Here is a 19,413-nt window from a genome sequence, read left to right on the forward strand (position 1 = left end):
GCACCCTCCAAAGTAAGGCAAAATACTCTCATGCGACTTGACCATGTTTCCTATGTTGCTTCCCACGATCAGATCTCTGATGTTGTTAATCGAATTGGCTCCCAAATTGGAACCGCATTTGTTGATGGCGGAATTCATCCAAAATTTGGAACCAGAAATTTCACGGCCCCTTTGCTTAATGGACAATACATTGAAGTAGTTTGCCCATTGGATCATCCAGCAACAGATGCAACTCCATTTGGAAATGCAGTTAAGAAAAAAGCTGATGCAGGTGGTGGTTGGTTAACTTGGGTATTTAGTTCAAGTGATTTAGGAAAAGTAGAAGAAAAATTTGGGAGAAAAGCCGCAGATGGATCTAGAACAAGACCTGATGGTAGTGAGCTGAAGTGGAAGCAAATTGGCGTAAAAGACATCATGGGTTCTGGTGAATTACCTTTTTTTATTCAATGGTTGACAGATAAGCACCCTTCAAAAGATGGTAATTCCGTTGCAAAAATTACTAAAATTGTCATTGCTGACGATGAAGAGTTAGCAAATTCTTGGTTTAAAAATGAAATTAACTCTGGATTAACAGATATTCAAATTGAGTGGATAAAACCTGAGTTGAATGAAGGAGAAAAAGGCATTGTAAAAGTTGAAATTGGTTTGAAAGACCATTCAATAATTATTGAATAGGCATTTAAATTTAATATCAACCGTTCAATTCCGAAGTATTTTCTCGAAGCCCTTAAATAGGTCATCGCTAGTCCAGCTATTTTCAAGCAGATAATCAGGCTTCATATCTAGTAGTTCAATAGAGGAATGCGCTCCTGTCGCAGCAGCCATTACAAATAGATCAGAATTCTTGGCGGACAAAATATCACGGGGGCTATCGCCAATAACTAGACCAACTTGATCCTCAGCAAGAGAGTTTTTTGCATTCTCAATAACCAAATCCCTATTCCAATCCTTTTCTGTGGAATAAAATAAATTATTTTTGTCAAAATATTGCAATAGATCAACATGACTTAATTTAATTAATGCACCATTCAGACAATTCCCCGTTCCAATTGCGAGCTCAATATTTGGAGACTCATGTAGCATAATTAAAGTCTTCTTGATCTCGCCAATTACCTGTGTTTTACTCTCCCGCAAAGAACTGGGTAGTAAAAGAGAATACTCATTGAGAATCTGTGTAATCTCATTGAAGGGGGTCTCCATGTTTATTGATTTGAGCAGATATTGGGCGATTTCGTAATCAGTAAACCCGCTTAATTTTTTTCGTTCAATTTGAACTTCCTGACCAGCGAATTTAGATACCGCGTTAGCAAAAGGAACTGCCGCGGCTCCATGTGTCTGTAACAATGTACCGTCTATGTCCCAAAATATTTTTATCTTCTTATAATTTTTTGCTCTTTGCATATGGAAAGCATATCTTTTTTGACGCATATTTTTAAATATCTCCAAATAGATCTTTGTTTCAAAGGGAATCTGAGGTAAAATTCCTCAAAAGTATGCAAATACTCTATATACTTAGTTCATTAACTAACTAGCGCTGATTGTAGGTTTAATACATGACATCAAAAATTATCGAAATAGGCTACGGTAATGTAAAACGAGTTAAAATCGGCGGGAATGGAAAATTAGTTCTTATTGGTGGTCCGTGTGCAATAGAGAACAGAGATCACGCATTGATGATGGCAGATCAAATTTCAAAAATTTGTGACGAACTTGGTGTTGATTGGGTGTACAAATCATGTTTTGATAAAGACTGTAGATCGTCACCAGATAGCTTCCATGGAGTTGGCATCGACCAAGGTTTAGAGATTTTATCTGAGGTAAGAAATGAGTTTGGCATACCGGTTACGTCAGATTTCTCTGATCCTGCCTGGGCTGCAGCAACTGGGGAAGTTTGTGACCTTGTGCAAGTTCCAGCATATTTATGTCGACAAACCTCAATACTCCGTGCTGCTGCAAAAACTGGTAGACCCATACACTTAAAAAAAGGACAATTCATGAGTCCATGGAACATGAAGAACTCAGTAAAGAAAATAGAAGCAGCTGGTGGAACCCAGATATTATTGGCAGATCGCGGAACTTTCTTTGGATACAACATGCTTGTAAATGACATGAAGTCTTTTGCAATAATGGCAAAAACTGGTTATCCAGTATGTTATGACATAACCCATTCAATTCAGATGCCTACATCTATGGGAGAAATATCAGGTGGCGAACGTGAATTTATACCTCCGCTAACTCGAGCAGCAGCAGCAGCAGGAATCGATGCAATATTTGCAGAGATACACAATGATCCTCCCAACGCATTATCTGACCCAAACACAGTTTTAAATATTGCTCACCTAAAGCATGTGCTGGGCCAAGCCCGCGACATTCACAATTTCCGGCTAGAATTACTTGAAAAATACGGGGTTGATAATGTCTACTAATGAAATAGTAAGTTCGAGAATGATCAAAATTAATAGCTTTCCAATATTAGACGAAAATGTAAGCTTGAAGTCTGCGCTGGATAGCATGAGTAAATATTCACTTGGAGTTGCTTGTTTTGTTAATAAACAAAACCAGTTTGTTGGTATTTTAACTGACGGCGATTTAAGAAGACTTATTCTCAATAAACAAAGCCCACTACCAGCCTTACTCATAACGTCTGCCATTGAATTTGGAACTAGATCTCCAAAAAATATAAAAGAAAACGACACAATAAGTAAGGCAATCGCATTGATGGACGAAAGTCGTATATGGGATCTTCCTGTGCTAAATGAGCTTGGAAATGTAGTAGGACTTTTAAATCGCCATAATTTATAAATATGATGCAAAAAATAAATGAAGTTACCATTCTAATTCCAGCAAGGTTAAATTCACAAAGGCTACCTAACAAATTACTACTCGAAATAAATGGCTTACCAATAATTGAGCATGTACGACGACGAGCTGAATTAAATGAATTCGGAGCGGACGTATATGTTGTATCAAATGACAAAAAGATATTGAAAACTATCTCGGGATATGGTGGCAAAACACTACAAACTCATAGAAAACATCTAAATGGCACCAGCCGGTGTTCGGAAGCAGCCGAACAGTTAAAATCGAAATTCTATTTAATTCTTCAAGGCGATGAAATACTGGCTCTACCACGACACATCAACCAATTAATAAATGAATCTATCAATAAACCAAACTCAAAAGTAATTAATTTAATATCGAAGCTAGAAAAAGAATCAGAATTGAAAGACAAGAATATTGTTAAATGCTTAATAGGTATGAACAAGCAAGTCATCGCACTTTTCCGAAAATCTCCACTAACCTCAAAGAGTAAAACACAAATGCAACTAATATATAAAGTACTCGGCATGTTTCTTTTCGAATCAAATACATTATCCCAAATAGCTAAGCAACCTATTCAACCACTGGAAAAAACTGAACTAATTGAACAATTACGACTTCAAGAAATCGGAATAACTATAAACTCTTTACTAGTTGATATATCTCTTGAATCAGTAAATATAGCCTCGGACCTTTCTAAGGTGAAGAAAAAACTGAAAAACGATAAAGAACAAAAACAGATCTTGGCTAAAATTCTCAATTATGAAAATTAACAATAATATTTATTCAGACTACACAACTTTTATAGATACTTGTAACAAAATCTTTGAAGTTTTTTCAAAATCAGATGTGGCATTATCTCCAATACTGAGCATAAGTAAACCGATACCAGAAGTTATAAAGAAAAAGCAAAGAATTATTCAAAATGTTACTAAAGAAAAGTATTACAGCTATATTGTAACTTTTATACCGTGCATTCTTATCAATTTACTTGTATCCATTTTGCATCATTTTTATCATTTACAGTACTGGCGGCAATTCCCATTTAAAAAACTTGCCAAAACTGAAATAATCTTTGTCTCACATTACACAGGGCAGGAAGCAAAAGTGGACGAAGATCCGTACTTTGGAACACTTCCACAACAGTTGAATGAAAACAAAAGACCGAATCTTCTTTTATATATAAATCATAATAAAGGTAATCCATCAAACCTCAATTTAGAAACGGAGGCACAAAAATTAAACAACTTACAATATATTTTACCAAAAACTGTTAACACAAAAGAATTCTTAAAGTTATATATAAGTATTTTTGGAAACCTTAAAGAAATCATGTTCCATGTAGTAAAAAAAGGGGAGAAAAGTAAGCGCGAGAAAACATTAATGTTAGAACTTGCAATTCAGCAACTAGGCTTAGAATCCATGTCACAAACCATATTAGCGAAAAACATCGAACAAATAGTTGGTCAAACTGAAGCAAAGAAAATGGTCCTGACTTATGAAGGTCATAGCTTCGAAACTTATGTAGCCAATAAATTAAAGAGTAAGATTCCGAATCTGGATGTGTGTGTTTACCAGTTCGCACCTGTTGTTCCGGCGCAAAATTCTTTTTTTAGAAACCTTCATTACCTTAATAAAAATATAAGAGTATTTGTAAGCGGTTCGCAATATAAAGAAAATATTCTAAGGAGAACTAAATTACCTTCTAGCGCATTAACTGTTATTGGTTCTAGGAAAAATAGAGCAGAGAAATTGTCTTTCACTGGAAGAAAAGATGTAACTGTAGTATTTGCTGCCGAGGGCTCAAAAGACTCTCTTATGGAATTTATAAATTTAGCATTCTATTCTTCTCTAGAGAATCCTGGTACCACATTCATCGTGCGGGCTCACCCAGATTCTGCTGATTATAAAAATGAATTATTCAAAAAAATGGGAAATCATTCTTCAAATTTCTATTTATCTAAAGATTCACTTATAAATGATTTGCATAAAGCAACCCACTGCGTTTATCGAAGTTCATCTGTCGGTCTTGAAGGACTGATGTATGGAGTGATACCAATACATTATGCGGCGGAAATGAATTCAGTTCTAGATCCTATTAACACGCTAGATCTACCACATCTGCAATTTACAGATATAGATACTTTCAATCAAAAAATCAAAGAAATTTCCAAAAGTCATATAGAAATAGATGAGCAGCAGTTAAGAGATTATAGGGAAGTTTTTAATGGATACTTTGAGCCTTTGAAATTGAACATACTTAACTATTAGTTTTCATTTATTTATTCTAAATTCTAAAATATGGGTAGCATCTTTTTTGGTGAATACAAGTGACGTGACGTCTAAAAAAAGCTTAGATATGGTAATCATATCTGTTAAGAACTTCAAAGATCTCAAATCTTTGCTAATCATCGCGTTAATTGTGGAACCTATAAATCTCCAATAAAATGCTAGTACAGAAAGCTCTTTATTTGTTAAGACAAAAAATAATTGTATGTAAGTATGAAGCACAAAATAGGTTAATTGGAAATGATCTTCAGGATATTTTTGAAATATAAACTTGCTTGAAGGGCTAAAGAAAAGTTTTCCATATTTAAGATTCTGGAAAGAAAAAAATAGATCTTCGCCAATAGCGTGGCGTATTTTGTCAAACGGCACATTATATTTTTTAGCTAACTCTGCTTTCCAAATCGAAGCACCATTCAACCATTGAGTTTCAATAACTTCGTGGCTACTCATATAACTTGCGTTATAGCCACTTTTATTTACCTGCCCTAAGTTTTTATCTGAGCTTAAGAACAATTTCTTCATCAATTTATACTGTGATTTTCGAACAGATGCATAACTTGGAGCACAAGACATCCCGATACCAGCAATTTTGTTTTGTTTAGAAAGTCTTGATATATCAACAAATACATTTTCAATGGAATCGGGCAACAAAATAATATCGTCATCAAAAAAAGCTATCCAATTTAGGTTTTCAGAAAAATACTTCAGCCCAAGTTTCTTCTGAATAACTTGTCCACTACTTGATAAATGCACATGCTTCAAATTTAATTTATCCGTATATTTTTTTATTACTTCAGTTATGTCGATTCCTGAAGATGCAATTACCACTTCTATTGGCAATAATGACAAATTGCTTACAGATTCGAGAAATTTATTAAGCTGCTGTGGCCTGTCTTTTGTTGCCACTAAAATCCCATAAATTGGCAAAAGAACTTCTTGACTATCTATATTTGTAGTTCTGTTATTCATAAATGTAGTTTACTCTTTCCTAGTGAGTAGCGTATTCGATAAAAATGAATTTCTAAGATTTAGTAGTACGGAAACGGATTTCCTGGTTTTAGGAGGCACGGGGTTATTAGGGTCAGAGTTTGTAAATGAATTATCAAAGACTCACTCGGTTGCTGCAACTTTTCATGAGGTACAACCTTTTAAGGTTGGTCGAGTAAACTGGCACAAACTCAATGCCATCGATTTAGTTTCAATCAATGAACTAATCTATCTATTGCGACCAAAGGTCGTTATCAATTGCATAGCTTTAACTGATATTGATAAATGTGAGTTGTACCCAAAACTTGCCGCAGATCTAAATCATTTATTGCCCCAAACACTAGCCAAGATTTGCTCCGAGCTTGGAATATATCTAATCCACATCAGCACAGATCACTACGATTCATCATTAAGAATTCCTCGGAAAGAGCAAGATGTTGTATTTGGAATAAATCAATATGGAATAACCAAAATGCAGGGTGAAAATTCAATCCTAGATTTGAATGTTTCAGCTTTAATTTTACGCACTAATTTTTTCAGCTACTCACTGTTGCGAAGTAATTCATTTCTTAATTGGATAGTCAATAACTTAGAAAAGGATCAAATAATTAAAGGATTCACTGACATCGAGTTCTCACCTATTTCAATCGCTGAATTGATTAGTTGCACTTTTGCACTACAAGAAATGAGAATTAGTGGAATAGTGAATGTTTCTAGCAATAAATCTATTTCAAAATACGATTTTATAAGCTTAGTTGCAAAAGCGTTTAATTTTGAAGCAAACTTAATTGAACCTTCAGTGAGCGATGAAGTCAAAGGCAGAGTTAGGCGCCCAACTTATATGTCGCTAGATAATGAGCGATTATCCTCTATTATGCATCGTAAAATGATTTCATTAGATAGTATGATTGATCAAGTGAGTGACGGCTATTTCAATAGTCGGTCCAATAAAAAGTAGATTGGTAGTTTGAATTTATGGAGACATTAAAAAACAAAACGGTGATGATTACTGGTGGAACTGGTTCTTTTGGGCAGTCATTCGTGAGAAAAATACTAGAGGAGAACGAAGTTGAATCCGTAATAGTTTTTAGTCGTGATGAACTTAAACAATTTGAAATGCAGGCTAATCTAGACAACCAGAAAGTTAGATTTGTTTTAGGCGATGTAAGAGACTATAAACGCCTTTTGGAAGTTTCAACCGATGTTGATGTCATAATTCATGCAGCAGCAATGAAACAAATAACCGCAGCTGAGTTAAATCCTATTGAAGCAATAAAAACTAATGTTCTAGGAGCCGAAAACATAGTGCGAGTAGCAATTGAAAATGAAATCAGTTCAGTTATTGCATTAAGTACTGATAAAGCTTCCAACCCAGCAAATTTGTATGGTGCTACAAAATTATGTTCAGACAAATTAATCATTGCTGGTAATAACTTGACTCGAGATAAGTTACCGATTTTTTCTGTAGTTCGCTACGGTAATATTCTTGGATCAAGGGGAAGTGTGATTCCATTATTTTTACAGCAAGCCAAAACAGGAACTATCACTATCACGAATGAGAAAATGACCAGATTTTGGCTCTCATTAGATGATGGAGTCGACTTTGTTTTAAAAAGTATCAAAACTATGCAAGGAGGGGAAATATTTATTCCGAAAATTCCAAGCTTTAGAGTAATCGATGCTGCCAAAGTTGTTGCGCCAGAAGCAAAAATTAATATTATTGGAATACGGCCAGGCGAAAAACTACATGAAATTATGATCACAGAAGATGACTCATTCCACACTCGCGAATTCGAGAATTCTTATGTAATCCTCTCCCCTGACTTGATAAAATCAAATTCTTATAAGAATTCTGGAAAACCAGTAGCCGAAAATTTTAGATACTCAAGTGACACTAATGCACTATGGCATACCCATGAATCATTTAAAGAGAAATTAGCGAGTATCGGTCTTGTTTAGTCGCACACTTATAATTATGGCCCATCCGGATGACGAAATTCTGGGGTGCGGAGGACTGTTAGCAAAGCATTCAAAGTCCATTACATTCCAAGTTTTATTTTTAGCCGAAGGCAGTAGTTGTCGCTATGACAAATCGGATTTAGAGAAGGCTAAAATTTCTATAGCCGAGCGTGAAAAAAGTGCGAAGGAAGCCTTAAGCATTTTTGAACCCGACCGAATAAGTTTCACGAACTTACCATGTGGCCGACTGGATCAAGTTCCTATTTTAGAGATGAATAAAACCATCGAATCACATATAAAGGATTTTAAACCTTCAACAATTTTCACCCATTCTGAGAATGATACGAATAGTGATCACCGTAGAGTTGCAGAATCTGTTTTTATGGCAAGTCGCCCAGGAGCATTAAATACGGTTTCGAACGTCGTGAGCGCTGAAATTCCATCTTCGTCAGAATGGAATTTTAACCAACCATTTCAGCCAAACTACTTCATAAAACTGACTGACAGTCAATTGAATATGAAAATCGAAGCACTCTTAAAATACAAATCTGAAATTCGAGATTATCCATTTCCTCGTTCGCCAGAAGGTATCTCGGCATTCGCACGATACAGAGGAATCCAATCAGGCAATGAATTTGCTGAAGCTTTTCGAATAATTAGGAGCATAGAAAATTCATGAAGGATTGAAGATATAATTGAGAATTTTAATGACTGGTGCAGGAGGGCCTTCAACTGAAGCAATTTTGAAATTATGGAGTCCTAAACATGAACTTTTTTTTACTGACGCCAAAATTGATAGCATCACTCCTCAGGTTTCAAGTGATAAAAGATTTTTTGTTCCCTACGCGACTGATGAACAGTTTCTGCAATCAATTACTAACTTAACAAAGAGACTTCAGATAGATATCTTGATCAGTCAAGTTGATGAAGAATTACCAATAATTGCAGGAAATAAAAAACTATTTAATCCAACTTTACTATTAATACCGGATGAGAATTTCATAAACCTTTTTCTAAATAAATTGCAGTCGGGGATTAAAATGAATGAGAATAAAATTTTAGAACCAGGCACTAAAGTATTGAATAATGAATCAAAATTTGAGGGCCTTCCTGTAATTTTTAAACCCTGTTTTGGACGTGGATCTAGAAGTATTTTTCATGCAGAAACACAAGAAGAGTTCGAAGCGTTAAAGAATTATTTGCTGACTCAAGAAGAATTATTTATCACGCAACAAAAAATTCATGGAGACGAATATTCAGTTCAAGTTCTTGCGAATTCAAGAGGAATCTTGAAGGGTATAACTCCAATACTTATAAAAGGAAAAAGAGGTAGCACTACGAGTGGAGTTGTTTCAAATAATAGTGAGGTGATTAAAGCATGCTTAAATTTTCATGAAGTATTCAAGACAAGTGGTACATATAACATTCAACTTATGTTAAACAAAGACCAAGCCTATATTTTCGAAGTCAACCCCCGTGTTTCTACCACTATGTGTGTTTCTTTATTCGGAGGATCAGATCCAGTAGATATCTATTTTGATAGTGGTATTGAAGAAAACATAAAATTCTTGTTGGAAGGTACAAAACTTCAGAGGCATTGGAATCATACTTTTTCTATGAATGGCAATTAATTTAACAAATGAAAATTCTTATAGTTGGAGGAACCCGATTTATTGGTAAAAACCTAGTGTCACTATTAGTAAAAACGAATGTTGAATTTGTCTTAACTTCTAGAAGAATCAACCCTGACGTACCACATTCGCAACAGATAATTTGCGAACGCGAGGAATTTACTAAAAGTGCGGGCAGCAAGCAAAAATTTGATCTTATAGTTGACTTTAATGGTTACAGTGCAAACCAATTTTACGATTTCAATTTACGAGCTTCTAAATCAAAGTATTTCTTTGTAAGTACTGCGTGGATTGATCGCCCAATTAATGCTGCACGTACGAACGATTCTCGTCCTTTAGCAAAAACTTTATTCAATTCACTCGAAACAAATTATGTCAAGGCAAAAAAAGAAGCTGAAGAGAAGGTAATAGAAAGTTATGGACATAATGCAACAATTTTGCGTTTACCAATCGTCTTGGGTTTCGATGATCATCATAAACGTCTCGATTACACTATTTACAGAATAAGAAATTCCAATAAATATATTTTGCCAAGTAATGGGAATAACATTTTAGAAACAATTCTTGTGAACGACGTATCAAGAATTATGTTAAAACTCATTTTGAATTCAGATAAAGACATTCCCAATTATTTGAACTTCAAACCACCCCAAAAAACAACTTACTTAAACTATGTAAGCAAAATATCATCATTTTTGCAGAAAGATACTGAATTTGTAGATATTGAAGTTGACGCATTCACAAAAAATTTGGGAAAAGTAGCAGTATGTGACCCTTTTTGGAGAGAGTCTGAAAGTGATGCAACGGGTAAGAATGCTTTTCAAATAACTAATTCACAACCGACCGGTATTAGCGATATCCTCCCTTATCTACTGAAATCGAATTTAATAAATGCAGTTCAACATGAAGCTTTCTTGCAAGAAAGGACATATTTTGCTCGAAACAGATAGTATTGACGACATAAAGGAATTTTTGAGTGCTCTAGGAAAAAAACTAGTTGCTTTTTCTCCCGAGAAAATTGAAACAGTAAGTGAAATTAATGAAAACTTGAAAACAAATATTGATCAAATTGCTCATGACTTTATGATTGAAAAACTCAATCTGTTGAGTAAATTGCCCGTCATTAGCGAAGAAGATCCTATATCCATTAGTAAACCAAGGCCAAATAAATATTGGATTATCGACCCCATTGACGGAACACGTAGTTTGGTTAATGGATATCAAACTTATGTTTGCCAAGTCGCATTAATTGAGAATGCAATGCCAATTATGTCTGTTGTTTATGAACCTGCGTTAAATAATTTTTACCATAGTATTAAAGGTCGAGGATCATACAAGAATGATCAAAAATTGAATTCAAACCCACAGAAGTTGCCCGATTCAATAATTGATAATTATCCCGAACCAATTTCATCGATTAAAAACTTGATCGAAAATACAAGCATATCTAAATACTTAGAATGTGGGAGCATAGCTCTAAAAATGTGCAGAGTGGCTGATATGTCTGCCGATCTATTTTTAAAGAAAACACGAGTTTTTGATTGGGATATTGCACCCGCTGCCTTGATTGTTCAAGAAATGGGGGGTGTAGTAAAAACACTGTCTGGCAATCAAATCTTATATGAAGGAAATTTTAAAAAAGATAATTTATTAGTGTCAGCCAACCAGTCAATACATGAATATACTTTGGGTAAAATTAAGGAATTGAATGGCTTTAATGATTGATAAAAGAAAATATGAATTATCAATAATCGTGCCAGTGACAAAAATGCATGGGCGTTTAGATAACTTCAAAAAAATGGTTGAAGATATAAGCAATTTTTCAATTCAATTAATAGTTGTTCACGATATAAATGACGATAAAACTGGACGCGAGTTGCAGATAGTCCTTAAAAATAATAAGAACATAAAATTGATTGAAGGAAAATATGGTTCAGCTGGTGGTGCACGTAATGCCGGCCTAGAATTGGTTAATTCCGAATGGATAGGATTTTGGGATAGTGACGATAAACCGGAAGTAGAGCAATACTTAGATTTAGTGGCAAAGATTAAAAAAGAACAAAATTTAGTCGGATACGGAAATTTTTTAAAAATTTCGGCCATGCCTAAAAAATTACAAAAATCTAAAAATTCCTTCAATGTCGAGGGTGCAACTAATTCTCTAAAGCCATATAAAAATCCAGGAATCTGGCGGTGGATTTTCGCGAGTGAGGTTCTAAAAAATACAAGGTTTCCAAACCTAAAACTCGGAGAAGATGTTTGCTTCCTTTTTTCCACCCTTCAAAAAGTGGATAAGATCACTAAATCGAGTCAGGTAGTCTATAAATATTTTGTAGATAATCCATTACAAAGTACTGAATTATGGAAAAATGACACTCGGATATTTCTCGTTATCAAGTTCATGAACGAAAACTTTATTTCTAATCAAAAGAACCAAAATATCGCCATCGGTTTATTGGTTAATCAATTTTACAGTAGTTTAAAGCTTGATAAATTACGGTATAAAGCTATTTCAATCAAATTATTTATAAAAATTTTCTTTAAGATGAATCTCTCTGAAAAGAAATTATGCGTTAAATTGTTGATCACAATTCCTTTAAATTTTTTGGAGACATGAAGTGAAAATAGGAAAAACAGAAGATAGCAATTTGCCAATTATATATATTCACGCAGGTCTTGGGAATCAATTATTTCAATTGGCCGCAGCCAATGTTTTGTGTGAGGATGGAAAATATTTGATCGACATTAGTAGTTTCAATAATTCAGAAGATTTTTTATCTAAATTTAGTTTTGGTAAGAAATTAAATATTCTTCCGATGAAAAAAAAGCAGTTCATGGAGCAGAAACTAATAAATTTGATTATTAGGGCCAATTATCGACCAAATAGGAAACAAAAAACACAATGGATTTATTTTCTTGCTGATATTGTTTCGAAAAATATTTTATCAAAAGTTTATTTGAAAGGAAGAACAATAGTTACATCTTCAAACTTAGGATTCGATGAGCAGTTAATCATTAAAAAGCCACACTCATATTTAATTGGTTATTTTCAATCTTATGTTTGGCCATCTAAGCCAATCAACAAAAACTTTTTTAAAGATATGCAGCTAATTAAAAGTAATTCTGATTTTGATTATTATCGTGAACTATCCAAAGTTGAGAAACCTTTAGTTGTTCACATTCGTTTAGGAGATTATCTTGCTCAAAAATCATTTGGAATTCTAAGTAAAAAATATTTTCATGATGCTATAGAAAGTTTATGGAACATTAATAAGTATAAGAAAGTATGGATATTTTCTAATGAGCCTGATAAAATTAAATCATATGTACCAAGCCATTTAAGTTCTTTATGTAGAACTATTGATTTAAATTTGAATGATGCCGCTGCTACTTTGCAATTGATGAAATATGGCCATGGGTACGTATTGTCTAATTCGACATTTGGTTGGTGGGGTGCATTTTTATCAATTAATGATGAAGTAGATGTAGTTGTTCCTAATCCTTGGTTTAAAGTAGCAGTCGATCCAGATCAAATCATCCCTGCAAACTGGTCCAGAATGAGTGGTTGGCCAATTCATAACACACTCCAAGGTCGCATTTAAAAATATTACTTAGAATTTATAAGATTAGTAATCGTAGAGTATAAATAATGTTATAATTTGTTCGTTCTTCCATGTGCTTACAATTTGTAAGTGCCTTGCGAGTCTTAATCTCAAATCACCACCAAGACGCGCATCATGTCTTGATAGGTTGATATATGTCATTTAAAGATTTAGGCGTTAACGCTGCGCTTACCAAGGTACTACATACCTCTGGAATCGAAAAGCCATTTCCAATTCAAAAAGCAACACTGCCTGATGCAATCGCTGGCAAAGATATTTTAGGTCGAGGTCAGACTGGCTCAGGTAAAACTCTTGCCTTCGGTCTGGCACTAATGACCAGACTTGCTGGAAGAACTGCTGCTTCTATGAGACCTCTTGCTTTGGTTTTATCACCAACTAGAGAGCTTGCAATGCAGATCAGTGATGTGATCGCACCGTTGTCACGATCAGTTAATTTAAATTCACAAGTTGTCGCAGGTGGACTTTCTTACTCAAAACAAATACAAGCTTTAAAACGTGGCGTGCCAATTGTGGTGGCAACTCCTGGCAGATTAATTGATTTGATTCAAAAGAAGCACATTAAGTTAGATGATATTGAGATAACTGTTTTAGATGAAGCAGATCAAATGGCAGATATGGGATTTTTGCCAGATGTGAAGCGGATATTAGATTTAACTAAGCCTGGTGGTCAGCGAATGCTATTTAGCGCCACATTAGATAAGGATGTTGACTCACTTGTTAAGAAGTATCTAAAGAATCCTGTTACCCACTCTCTTGCTAATGAGAAATCAACTGCAGGAAATATGACTCACCATGTATTGATAATGGAGCAGTCACATAAAGATTTAATTACCTCACAAATTGCTTCTAGAAAGGGAAAGAGTATTTTCTTTGTTAGAACTAAACATGGAGCAGATAAGTTAACTAAGCGGATGAATGAAGCAGGAGTTTCAGTTGGAGCACTCCATGGTGGCAAAACTCAAGCCCAAAGATCTAGAGTATTAGAGGCATTTAAGTCTGGTGTGACAAACGCTTTAGTTGCTACAGATGTAGCAGCAAGAGGAATTCATGTTGATGATGTCTCACTTGTAGTACATGTAGACGCACCAGAAAATCATAAAGATTATTTACACAGGGCTGGCAGAACTGCTAGAGCAGGCGCAGTTGGGACTGTAGTAACTCTTGCAACTCATAAGCAACGAAAAGGTGTGCATGGGCTGGCAGCAAGAGCAGGGGTTAGATTAAATGAATCAACAGTTAGGCCAATGGATGCCAACTTAGTAAAGGTAACTGGAGCTGCAGAGCCTTCTGGGATTCCAATTGTTACTGCCATTAGTACAAAAGGTGATGGTGGCGGTAGATCTGGCGGTTATCGCGGCGCAAGATCACGGGGTGGTGGCAAGAAGAAGAAATCTAGGCCACGTCCACATGAGCGCCGAAAGCGCCCAAGGTAGTAGTAAAAAAGAGAGTTAAATAGATTTCCTATGGCAACAATATTTAGCGCAGTTGAATCAAATAGCATAAATTTTATTAATAAATCAGAGCGAAGTGGTGATGCTCGCTCTTTATTTTGGCCATGGGCGGCAGCAAATGTTTCCTTTCTAGCACTCTCTTATGGCTCATTTTTTCTAGGATTTGAAATCTCTTTCTTGCAGGCAACAGTGGCTGCAATAATTGGCACACTTGGCTCCTTTGCATTGGTTGCTATTTCATCGTTAGCAGGAAAGCGCAGCAATGCACCAACTATGACCTTATCCCGCGCAGCATTTGGGGTTAAAGGAAACCGATTACCAGGATTTTTGTCTTACTTAATATTTGTTGGTTGGGAGACAGTTTTAGTATCTCTTGCCACATTAGCCTCTGAAACAGTTTTTACACGTGTTGGCAATATTGATCCAGATCTATCAAAGGTATTTGGCTTCTTGCTAGCAGGTGGCCTAACAATAATTGGCGGCGTTTTAGGTTTTAAAGTTATTATGAAAATTCAATTCTTTCTCACCATAACCACAATTGGCTTAACAGTTGGATACATACTGTTAACTATTGATTCAGTTAACTGGGCCAAGGTTTCAGCAATTGAAAATGGCACAACAGCTGGCTTTATCGGAGCGCTTATCTTTGCAATTACTGGAATTGGTCTTGGCTGGGTTGGGTGCGCAGCTGATTACTCCAGGTATCTACCAAGAACTGTTTCTGGGAAAGCAGTTGTTGGCTGGACCATATTTGGCGCTTCCCTTGTTCCAATCATTTTAGTTATTTATGGATCGCTACTTGCTGCAAGTAGCGGTGAGTTAAATGCGCAAGTGGCGACAGATCCAATTGGCGCATTAACTACCTTGCTTCCTACCTGGTACTTAATTCCATTTGCCTTTGTGGCAATTCTTGGACTTATAGGGGGTGCGATATTAGATCTTTATTCATCTGGTTTAACTCTGGTTTCAATTGGGTTACCAGTTAAAAGATATGTAGCTGCAAGTATTGATGGCCTGATTATGACAATTGGCACTATTTATTTAGTTTGGTTTGCCAATGACTTCTTTGTGCCATTTCAAGGCTTTCTAATTACTTTAGGTGTGCCAGTTGCTGTTTGGTCTGGATTATTTGTAGCAGATGTGTTACTTCGCAAAAGCTACGCCGAGGATGAGTTATTTGACCCTAATGGCAGGTATGGTGCTTATAACTTTAAATCAATTGGGCTAATTGTTTTTGGCACAGTAATTGGCTGGGGATTAGTTACTAACTCACTCGCCTCGTGGCTTTCCTGGCAAGGCTATTTATTGGGACCAATTGGCGGTAAAGAGGGCCAATGGGCTTATGCAAATATTGGCGTAATTGCAGCATTACTTATTGGATTTGCAGGGCACTTCTTGTTATCTAGAAAAAATATTAAAAAACAGGAATTTTAATTCTTCCAAGAGGTAAATAACGGTCTGCCTTCGGCATAACCTGCAGCCGATTGAATTCCAATGACTGCTTTTTCATTAAACTCAACTAAATTCTTAGCTCCGCTATATGTGCAAGATGAACGAAGTCCAGCAATGATTTCATCAATTAAATCCTCAACTCCTGGGCGAGTGGGATTTATATACATTCGAGAGGTTGATATTCCCTCTTCAAATAAAGATTTACGAGCTCTATCAAATGCATCCTCACTCGCTGTTCTTGCAGCAACTGCGCGAGCAGATGCCATACCAAAGGACTCTTTATAAAGTGCGCCATCTGAATCTTTTCTTAAATCACTAGGGGATTCATATGTGCCGGCAAACCAAGAACCAATCATTACTTGGGACGCGCCAGCCGCAAGGGCTAGAGCAACATCTCGTGGATGGCGGACACCACCATCTGCCCAAATAGTTTTGCCATGTTTTTTAGCCTCTGTTGCACATTCAAGTACTGCTGAAAATTGTGGACGGCCAACACCAGTTTGCATACGGGTTGTACACATCGCACCTGGTCCAACACCAACCTTAATAATGTCAGCTCCGGCATCAATCAACTCTTTTGTCCCAGCTGCGGTAACAACATTTCCTGCCACGATTGGCACCTTTGGATTTAGCGCCTTAATTGTTTTTAATGCTTCAACCATCTTCTTTTGATGACCATGGGCGGTGTCAACAACTAATAGATCTACTCCGGCAGCCAAAATTGCGCTCACCTTTCCTGCTACATCACCATTAATCCCAACCGCTGCCGCAACCTTTAATTTGCCATTGGCATCTAAACATGGTTGATACATCGTTGCTCGCAGGGCGCCAGTTTTAGTAATAATTCCAACTAATCTGCCAGATTTATCAATTACTGGTGCAAGTCGCCGTCTTTCATTTGATAGGAATTCAAATGCACCTCTAGGGGTAACATCATCATTTAGGGTGACCAAATCCTTCGACATGATCTTATTGAGCTGTGTAAAGCGATCAACATTTTCACAATCTGCTTCAGTAACAATTCCAATCGGCTTATCATCTTGTACAACAATTAAAGCGCCATGAGCACGCTTAGTAATTAAATCAATTGCATCCGCAACCGTCTCATCTGGCTTTAGCGTTACAGGTGTATCAAAGATGAGATGCCTTGATTTCACCCACTTAATTACATCAGCAACTATTTCAAGTGGAATATCTTGCGGAATGACTGCGATGCCACCGCGCCTAGCAACTGTTTCAGCCATACGGCGACCACTTATAGCGGTCATGTTTGCAACAACTAATGGAATCGTGGTGCCAGTTTTGTCGATGGCGGTTAGATCAACATCCATCCGACTTGATAGCTCTGAGTAGGAGGGGACCATAAAGACATCGTCATAGGTCAGATCGTGGCTTGGGTTATTTATGAAACGCACGTGGGAAAACTATACTCGCTTAAAATCTAGTTATTGAACAGTCATATTTACCCTCAGTATTGCGGGTTAACCAAAGTAGATGGGTGAATTCTTGGCCAATTCCCACCCAAGCCAGTATCGGTAACTGCTAAGGTATTAAGGCGGGAAACTAGAGATGTGAAAGGTTGAAGTTGTCCGATAACTCTGAGAATGAAGATTTAGGTTCAGAAGAGATAATTACTGAAGAGATGCTCTGGGAGAAAATTCCTGAGGTAGAAGGTTTAGACAGAGCAAATACTTATTACGAATTAAGTGCGCGAATTTATGCGCGTGGTCAATATGATGAAGCATTGGCACTTGCTGAGACAGCGCGAGATATTTATGCAGATCTTGGTGCGGTAGCACCTGCAGAAGGATTAGCTCAGGCCTACTCTGCAATCGGTTACAACTTAAATCAATTAAAGCGAATGAATGAAGCAGCAACTGCAATGAGTAAGGCGGTTGAGCTACTTCGTGAAACTAAATCTCCTATGGCAATTGAACTTGCCTGCACCTTGGGTGAGTGGTGGTTTAACTCAAAAGAGTATGAAAAAACCATTGAGTGCATGAATCAATGCGTGCAGGAACATTTGGTGGATGGCAATGAATCAGGTGCTGCCAATGATCTTCACCTAATTGGGTGTGCATATCGTGAGTTAAAGAATTATCCAAAATCATTAGAGGCATTTAAAGAATCACGCGCCCTGTTTAAGCGATTAAAAGAGGTTATTAATGTGGCAAGGTGTGATCAAAAAATTGCTCACTGCCTAACTGAGTTAGGTGATGCGCAAGGGGCTTTAATCTCAGCCCAAAAATCTTTAGATGTGTTTGTCACCGCCCATGATCACCGGCGTGAGACCTACTCATCATTTGAGTTAGGAAAAGCACAATTTGCTTTAGCTTTATATGAAGAGGCGCTAATGACATTTGAGAATGTACTAGAGAGTGTGACTGAGGCTGAGTTTAAAGATTTCGAATTCATTATTGATATTGAGCGAAAGATCTCTTTAACCCTTCGAAAGTTAGACCGCAATGATGAAGCTGATGAAATCTCTAGAAGAGTTGACGCGGTTGCTGAGGTGATTGACGAAGATTAGTTTTTTGGGTGATTTGTTGGATCTAAATGTTGCATCGCCCAGGCATACATCGCAATCGCACCCGCTGCGGATGCATTCATTGACCTAGTTGAGCCGTACTGGGAGATAGCAAGCACTACGGAGCAAACAGCCACTCCTTCTTCACTCATTCCAGCGCCCTCTTGGCCAAATAGCATCACGCATTTTTTTGGCAAAGTAGCACTTTCTAACTGCTTACTAATCGGTAAATTATCAATTCCAATTATTGGCAGATTTTCTTTATCACACCATTTTTTGAATTCATCAATGGTTGCGTGATGATGAACAGTTAAGTATCGATCTGTCACCATTGCACCTCTTTTATTCCAATCTCGTTTACCAACAATATGAACCGCTGCAACATTAAATGCATTTGCAGTTCTAACAACTGATCCAATATTTAAATCATGTTGCCAATTTTCAATTGCAATTTGCAGATCGTGGCGTTTGGTATCAAGATCTGCAACTATCGCCTCAATCTTCCAATATCTATATTTATCTAAGACATTTCTTCGATCACCATGCTCAAGTAACTCTGGATCAAAGTGATTATCAGTCGGCCATGGTTTAGAGTGTGCTCCTACGCCAACTACCTGGTAGAACTCACCAGGTCCAACTGTTGATTCAGACATATGCAAACCTTAAGCCCTAAG

The 19,413-nt window shown here is 36.6% G+C and carries 20 protein-coding genes; 16 read left to right on the top strand and 4 right to left on the bottom strand.

Annotated features, from left to right (window positions below; all coding sequences use genetic code 11):
• The first annotated feature begins 30 nt into the window (after positions 1–30).
• Entirely contained in the window at positions 31–675 is a 645-nt protein-coding gene (locus tag B1s21160_RS00105) for a VOC family protein (RefSeq protein WP_095671892.1), read from the top strand.
• Positions 676–699: 24 nt separating this feature from the next.
• Here B1s21160_RS00105 and B1s21160_RS00110 read toward each other — a convergent pair whose 3' ends face one another.
• Positions 700–1,401, bottom strand: a complete 702-nt coding sequence (locus B1s21160_RS00110) for an HAD family hydrolase (RefSeq protein ID WP_190276947.1) — start codon at positions 1,399–1,401, stop codon at positions 700–702.
• 152 nt (positions 1,402–1,553) lie between these two features.
• On the opposite strand from B1s21160_RS00110, the gene kdsA reads away from it, so the two are divergent.
• From kdsA to B1s21160_RS00130, 4 genes are read left to right on the top strand one after another with little or no spacing between them, the layout of a single operon-like run.
• Positions 1,554–2,426 (top strand): 3-deoxy-8-phosphooctulonate synthase, encoded by an 873-nt coding sequence (kdsA, locus tag B1s21160_RS00115; RefSeq protein ID WP_095671894.1) that lies wholly within the window; start codon positions 1,554–1,556, stop codon positions 2,424–2,426.
• The gene (locus B1s21160_RS00120; protein WP_095671895.1) at positions 2,416–2,802 is read left to right on the top strand and encodes a CBS domain-containing protein; all 387 of its coding nucleotides are present in this window, start codon (positions 2,416–2,418) and stop codon (positions 2,800–2,802) included. Before kdsA ends, B1s21160_RS00120 begins: the two co-directional genes overlap by 11 nt.
• 2 nt (positions 2,803–2,804) lie before the next feature.
• The gene (locus B1s21160_RS00125; RefSeq protein ID WP_095671896.1) at positions 2,805–3,593 is read left to right on the top strand and encodes a cytidylyltransferase domain-containing protein; all 789 of its coding nucleotides are present in this window, start codon (positions 2,805–2,807) and stop codon (positions 3,591–3,593) included.
• Positions 3,583–5,091, top strand: a complete 1,509-nt coding sequence (locus B1s21160_RS00130; RefSeq protein ID WP_095671897.1) for a hypothetical protein — start codon at positions 3,583–3,585, stop codon at positions 5,089–5,091. The genes B1s21160_RS00125 and B1s21160_RS00130 overlap by 11 nt, the downstream gene beginning before the upstream one ends.
• A 3-nt stretch (positions 5,092–5,094) precedes the next feature.
• Here the strand turns inward: B1s21160_RS00130 and B1s21160_RS00135 are convergent, their stop codons facing one another.
• A complete protein-coding gene (locus tag B1s21160_RS00135) occupies positions 5,095–6,078 on the bottom strand; it encodes a glycosyltransferase (protein ID WP_095671898.1) in 984 nt (327 codons plus the stop codon).
• Positions 6,079–6,100: 22 nt separating this feature from the next.
• Here B1s21160_RS00135 and B1s21160_RS00140 point away from each other — a divergent pair, with 22 nt between their 5' ends.
• The 10 genes from B1s21160_RS00140 to B1s21160_RS00185 all read left to right on the top strand — a co-directional run bounded on the left by B1s21160_RS00140 (position 6,101) and on the right by B1s21160_RS00185 (position 16,194).
• On the top strand, positions 6,101–7,054 hold the full coding sequence (locus tag B1s21160_RS00140) for a dTDP-4-dehydrorhamnose reductase family protein (RefSeq protein WP_190276948.1): 954 nt from the start codon (positions 6,101–6,103) through the stop codon (positions 7,052–7,054).
• A gap of 17 nt (positions 7,055–7,071) precedes the next feature.
• Positions 7,072–8,055 carry a UDP-N-acetylglucosamine 4,6-dehydratase (inverting) gene (pseB, locus tag B1s21160_RS00145; RefSeq protein WP_095671900.1) on the top strand — a complete coding sequence of 328 codons (984 nt, stop codon included), beginning with the start codon at positions 7,072–7,074 and terminating at the stop codon, positions 8,053–8,055.
• Positions 8,056–8,071: 16 nt separating this feature from the next.
• On the top strand, positions 8,072–8,734 hold the full coding sequence (locus B1s21160_RS00150) for a PIG-L deacetylase family protein (protein ID WP_150120956.1): 663 nt from the start codon (positions 8,072–8,074) through the stop codon (positions 8,732–8,734).
• A gap of 16 nt (positions 8,735–8,750) precedes the next feature.
• Positions 8,751–9,686 (top strand): ATP-grasp domain-containing protein, encoded by a 936-nt coding sequence (locus B1s21160_RS00155; protein ID WP_150120957.1) that lies wholly within the window; start codon positions 8,751–8,753, stop codon positions 9,684–9,686.
• A gap of 8 nt (positions 9,687–9,694) precedes the next feature.
• Positions 9,695–10,636, top strand: a complete 942-nt coding sequence (locus B1s21160_RS00160) for a Rossmann-fold NAD(P)-binding domain-containing protein (RefSeq protein WP_095671903.1) — start codon at positions 9,695–9,697, stop codon at positions 10,634–10,636.
• On the top strand, positions 10,620–11,411 hold the full coding sequence (locus tag B1s21160_RS00165) for an inositol monophosphatase family protein (RefSeq protein WP_223297956.1): 792 nt from the start codon (positions 10,620–10,622) through the stop codon (positions 11,409–11,411). Before B1s21160_RS00160 ends, B1s21160_RS00165 begins: the two co-directional genes overlap by 17 nt.
• Positions 11,395–12,303: a glycosyltransferase family 2 protein gene (locus B1s21160_RS00170; protein ID WP_095671905.1), complete on the top strand. Its 909-nt coding sequence runs from the start codon at positions 11,395–11,397 to the stop codon at positions 12,301–12,303. The genes B1s21160_RS00165 and B1s21160_RS00170 overlap by 17 nt, the downstream gene beginning before the upstream one ends.
• 1 nt (position 12,304) lies before the next feature.
• Complete coding sequence (locus B1s21160_RS00175) at positions 12,305–13,288, top strand: alpha-1,2-fucosyltransferase (protein WP_190276950.1); 984 nt, start codon at positions 12,305–12,307, stop codon at positions 13,286–13,288.
• Between the two features lie 155 nt (positions 13,289–13,443).
• Positions 13,444–14,742 (top strand): DEAD/DEAH box helicase, encoded by a 1,299-nt coding sequence (locus B1s21160_RS00180; RefSeq protein ID WP_095671907.1) that lies wholly within the window; start codon positions 13,444–13,446, stop codon positions 14,740–14,742.
• A gap of 30 nt (positions 14,743–14,772) precedes the next feature.
• Positions 14,773–16,194 (top strand): purine-cytosine permease family protein, encoded by a 1,422-nt coding sequence (locus B1s21160_RS00185; protein WP_095671908.1) that lies wholly within the window; start codon positions 14,773–14,775, stop codon positions 16,192–16,194.
• On the opposite strand, the gene B1s21160_RS00190 is transcribed toward B1s21160_RS00185, so the two are convergent.
• Positions 16,191–17,627: a GuaB1 family IMP dehydrogenase-related protein gene (locus B1s21160_RS00190; protein WP_095671909.1), complete on the bottom strand. Its 1,437-nt coding sequence runs from the start codon at positions 17,625–17,627 to the stop codon at positions 16,191–16,193. The two genes, B1s21160_RS00185 and B1s21160_RS00190, sit on opposite strands and share 4 nt — an antisense overlap.
• A gap of 170 nt (positions 17,628–17,797) precedes the next feature.
• Between B1s21160_RS00190 and B1s21160_RS00195 the strand changes: the two genes are divergently transcribed.
• The gene (locus B1s21160_RS00195) at positions 17,798–18,742 is read left to right on the top strand and encodes a tetratricopeptide repeat protein (protein WP_095671910.1); all 945 of its coding nucleotides are present in this window, start codon (positions 17,798–17,800) and stop codon (positions 18,740–18,742) included.
• Here the strand turns inward: B1s21160_RS00195 and B1s21160_RS00200 are convergent.
• On the bottom strand, positions 18,739–19,392 hold the full coding sequence (locus B1s21160_RS00200; protein ID WP_095671911.1) for a TrmH family RNA methyltransferase: 654 nt from the start codon (positions 19,390–19,392) through the stop codon (positions 18,739–18,741). The genes B1s21160_RS00195 and B1s21160_RS00200 overlap by 4 nt on opposite strands.
• Between the last annotated feature and the right edge of the window lie 21 nt (positions 19,393–19,413).

It is taken from the genome of Candidatus Nanopelagicus hibericus (genome assembly GCF_002288005.1).
GTDB classification, from domain to species: domain Bacteria; phylum Actinomycetota; class Actinomycetes; order Nanopelagicales; family Nanopelagicaceae; genus Nanopelagicus; species Nanopelagicus hibericus.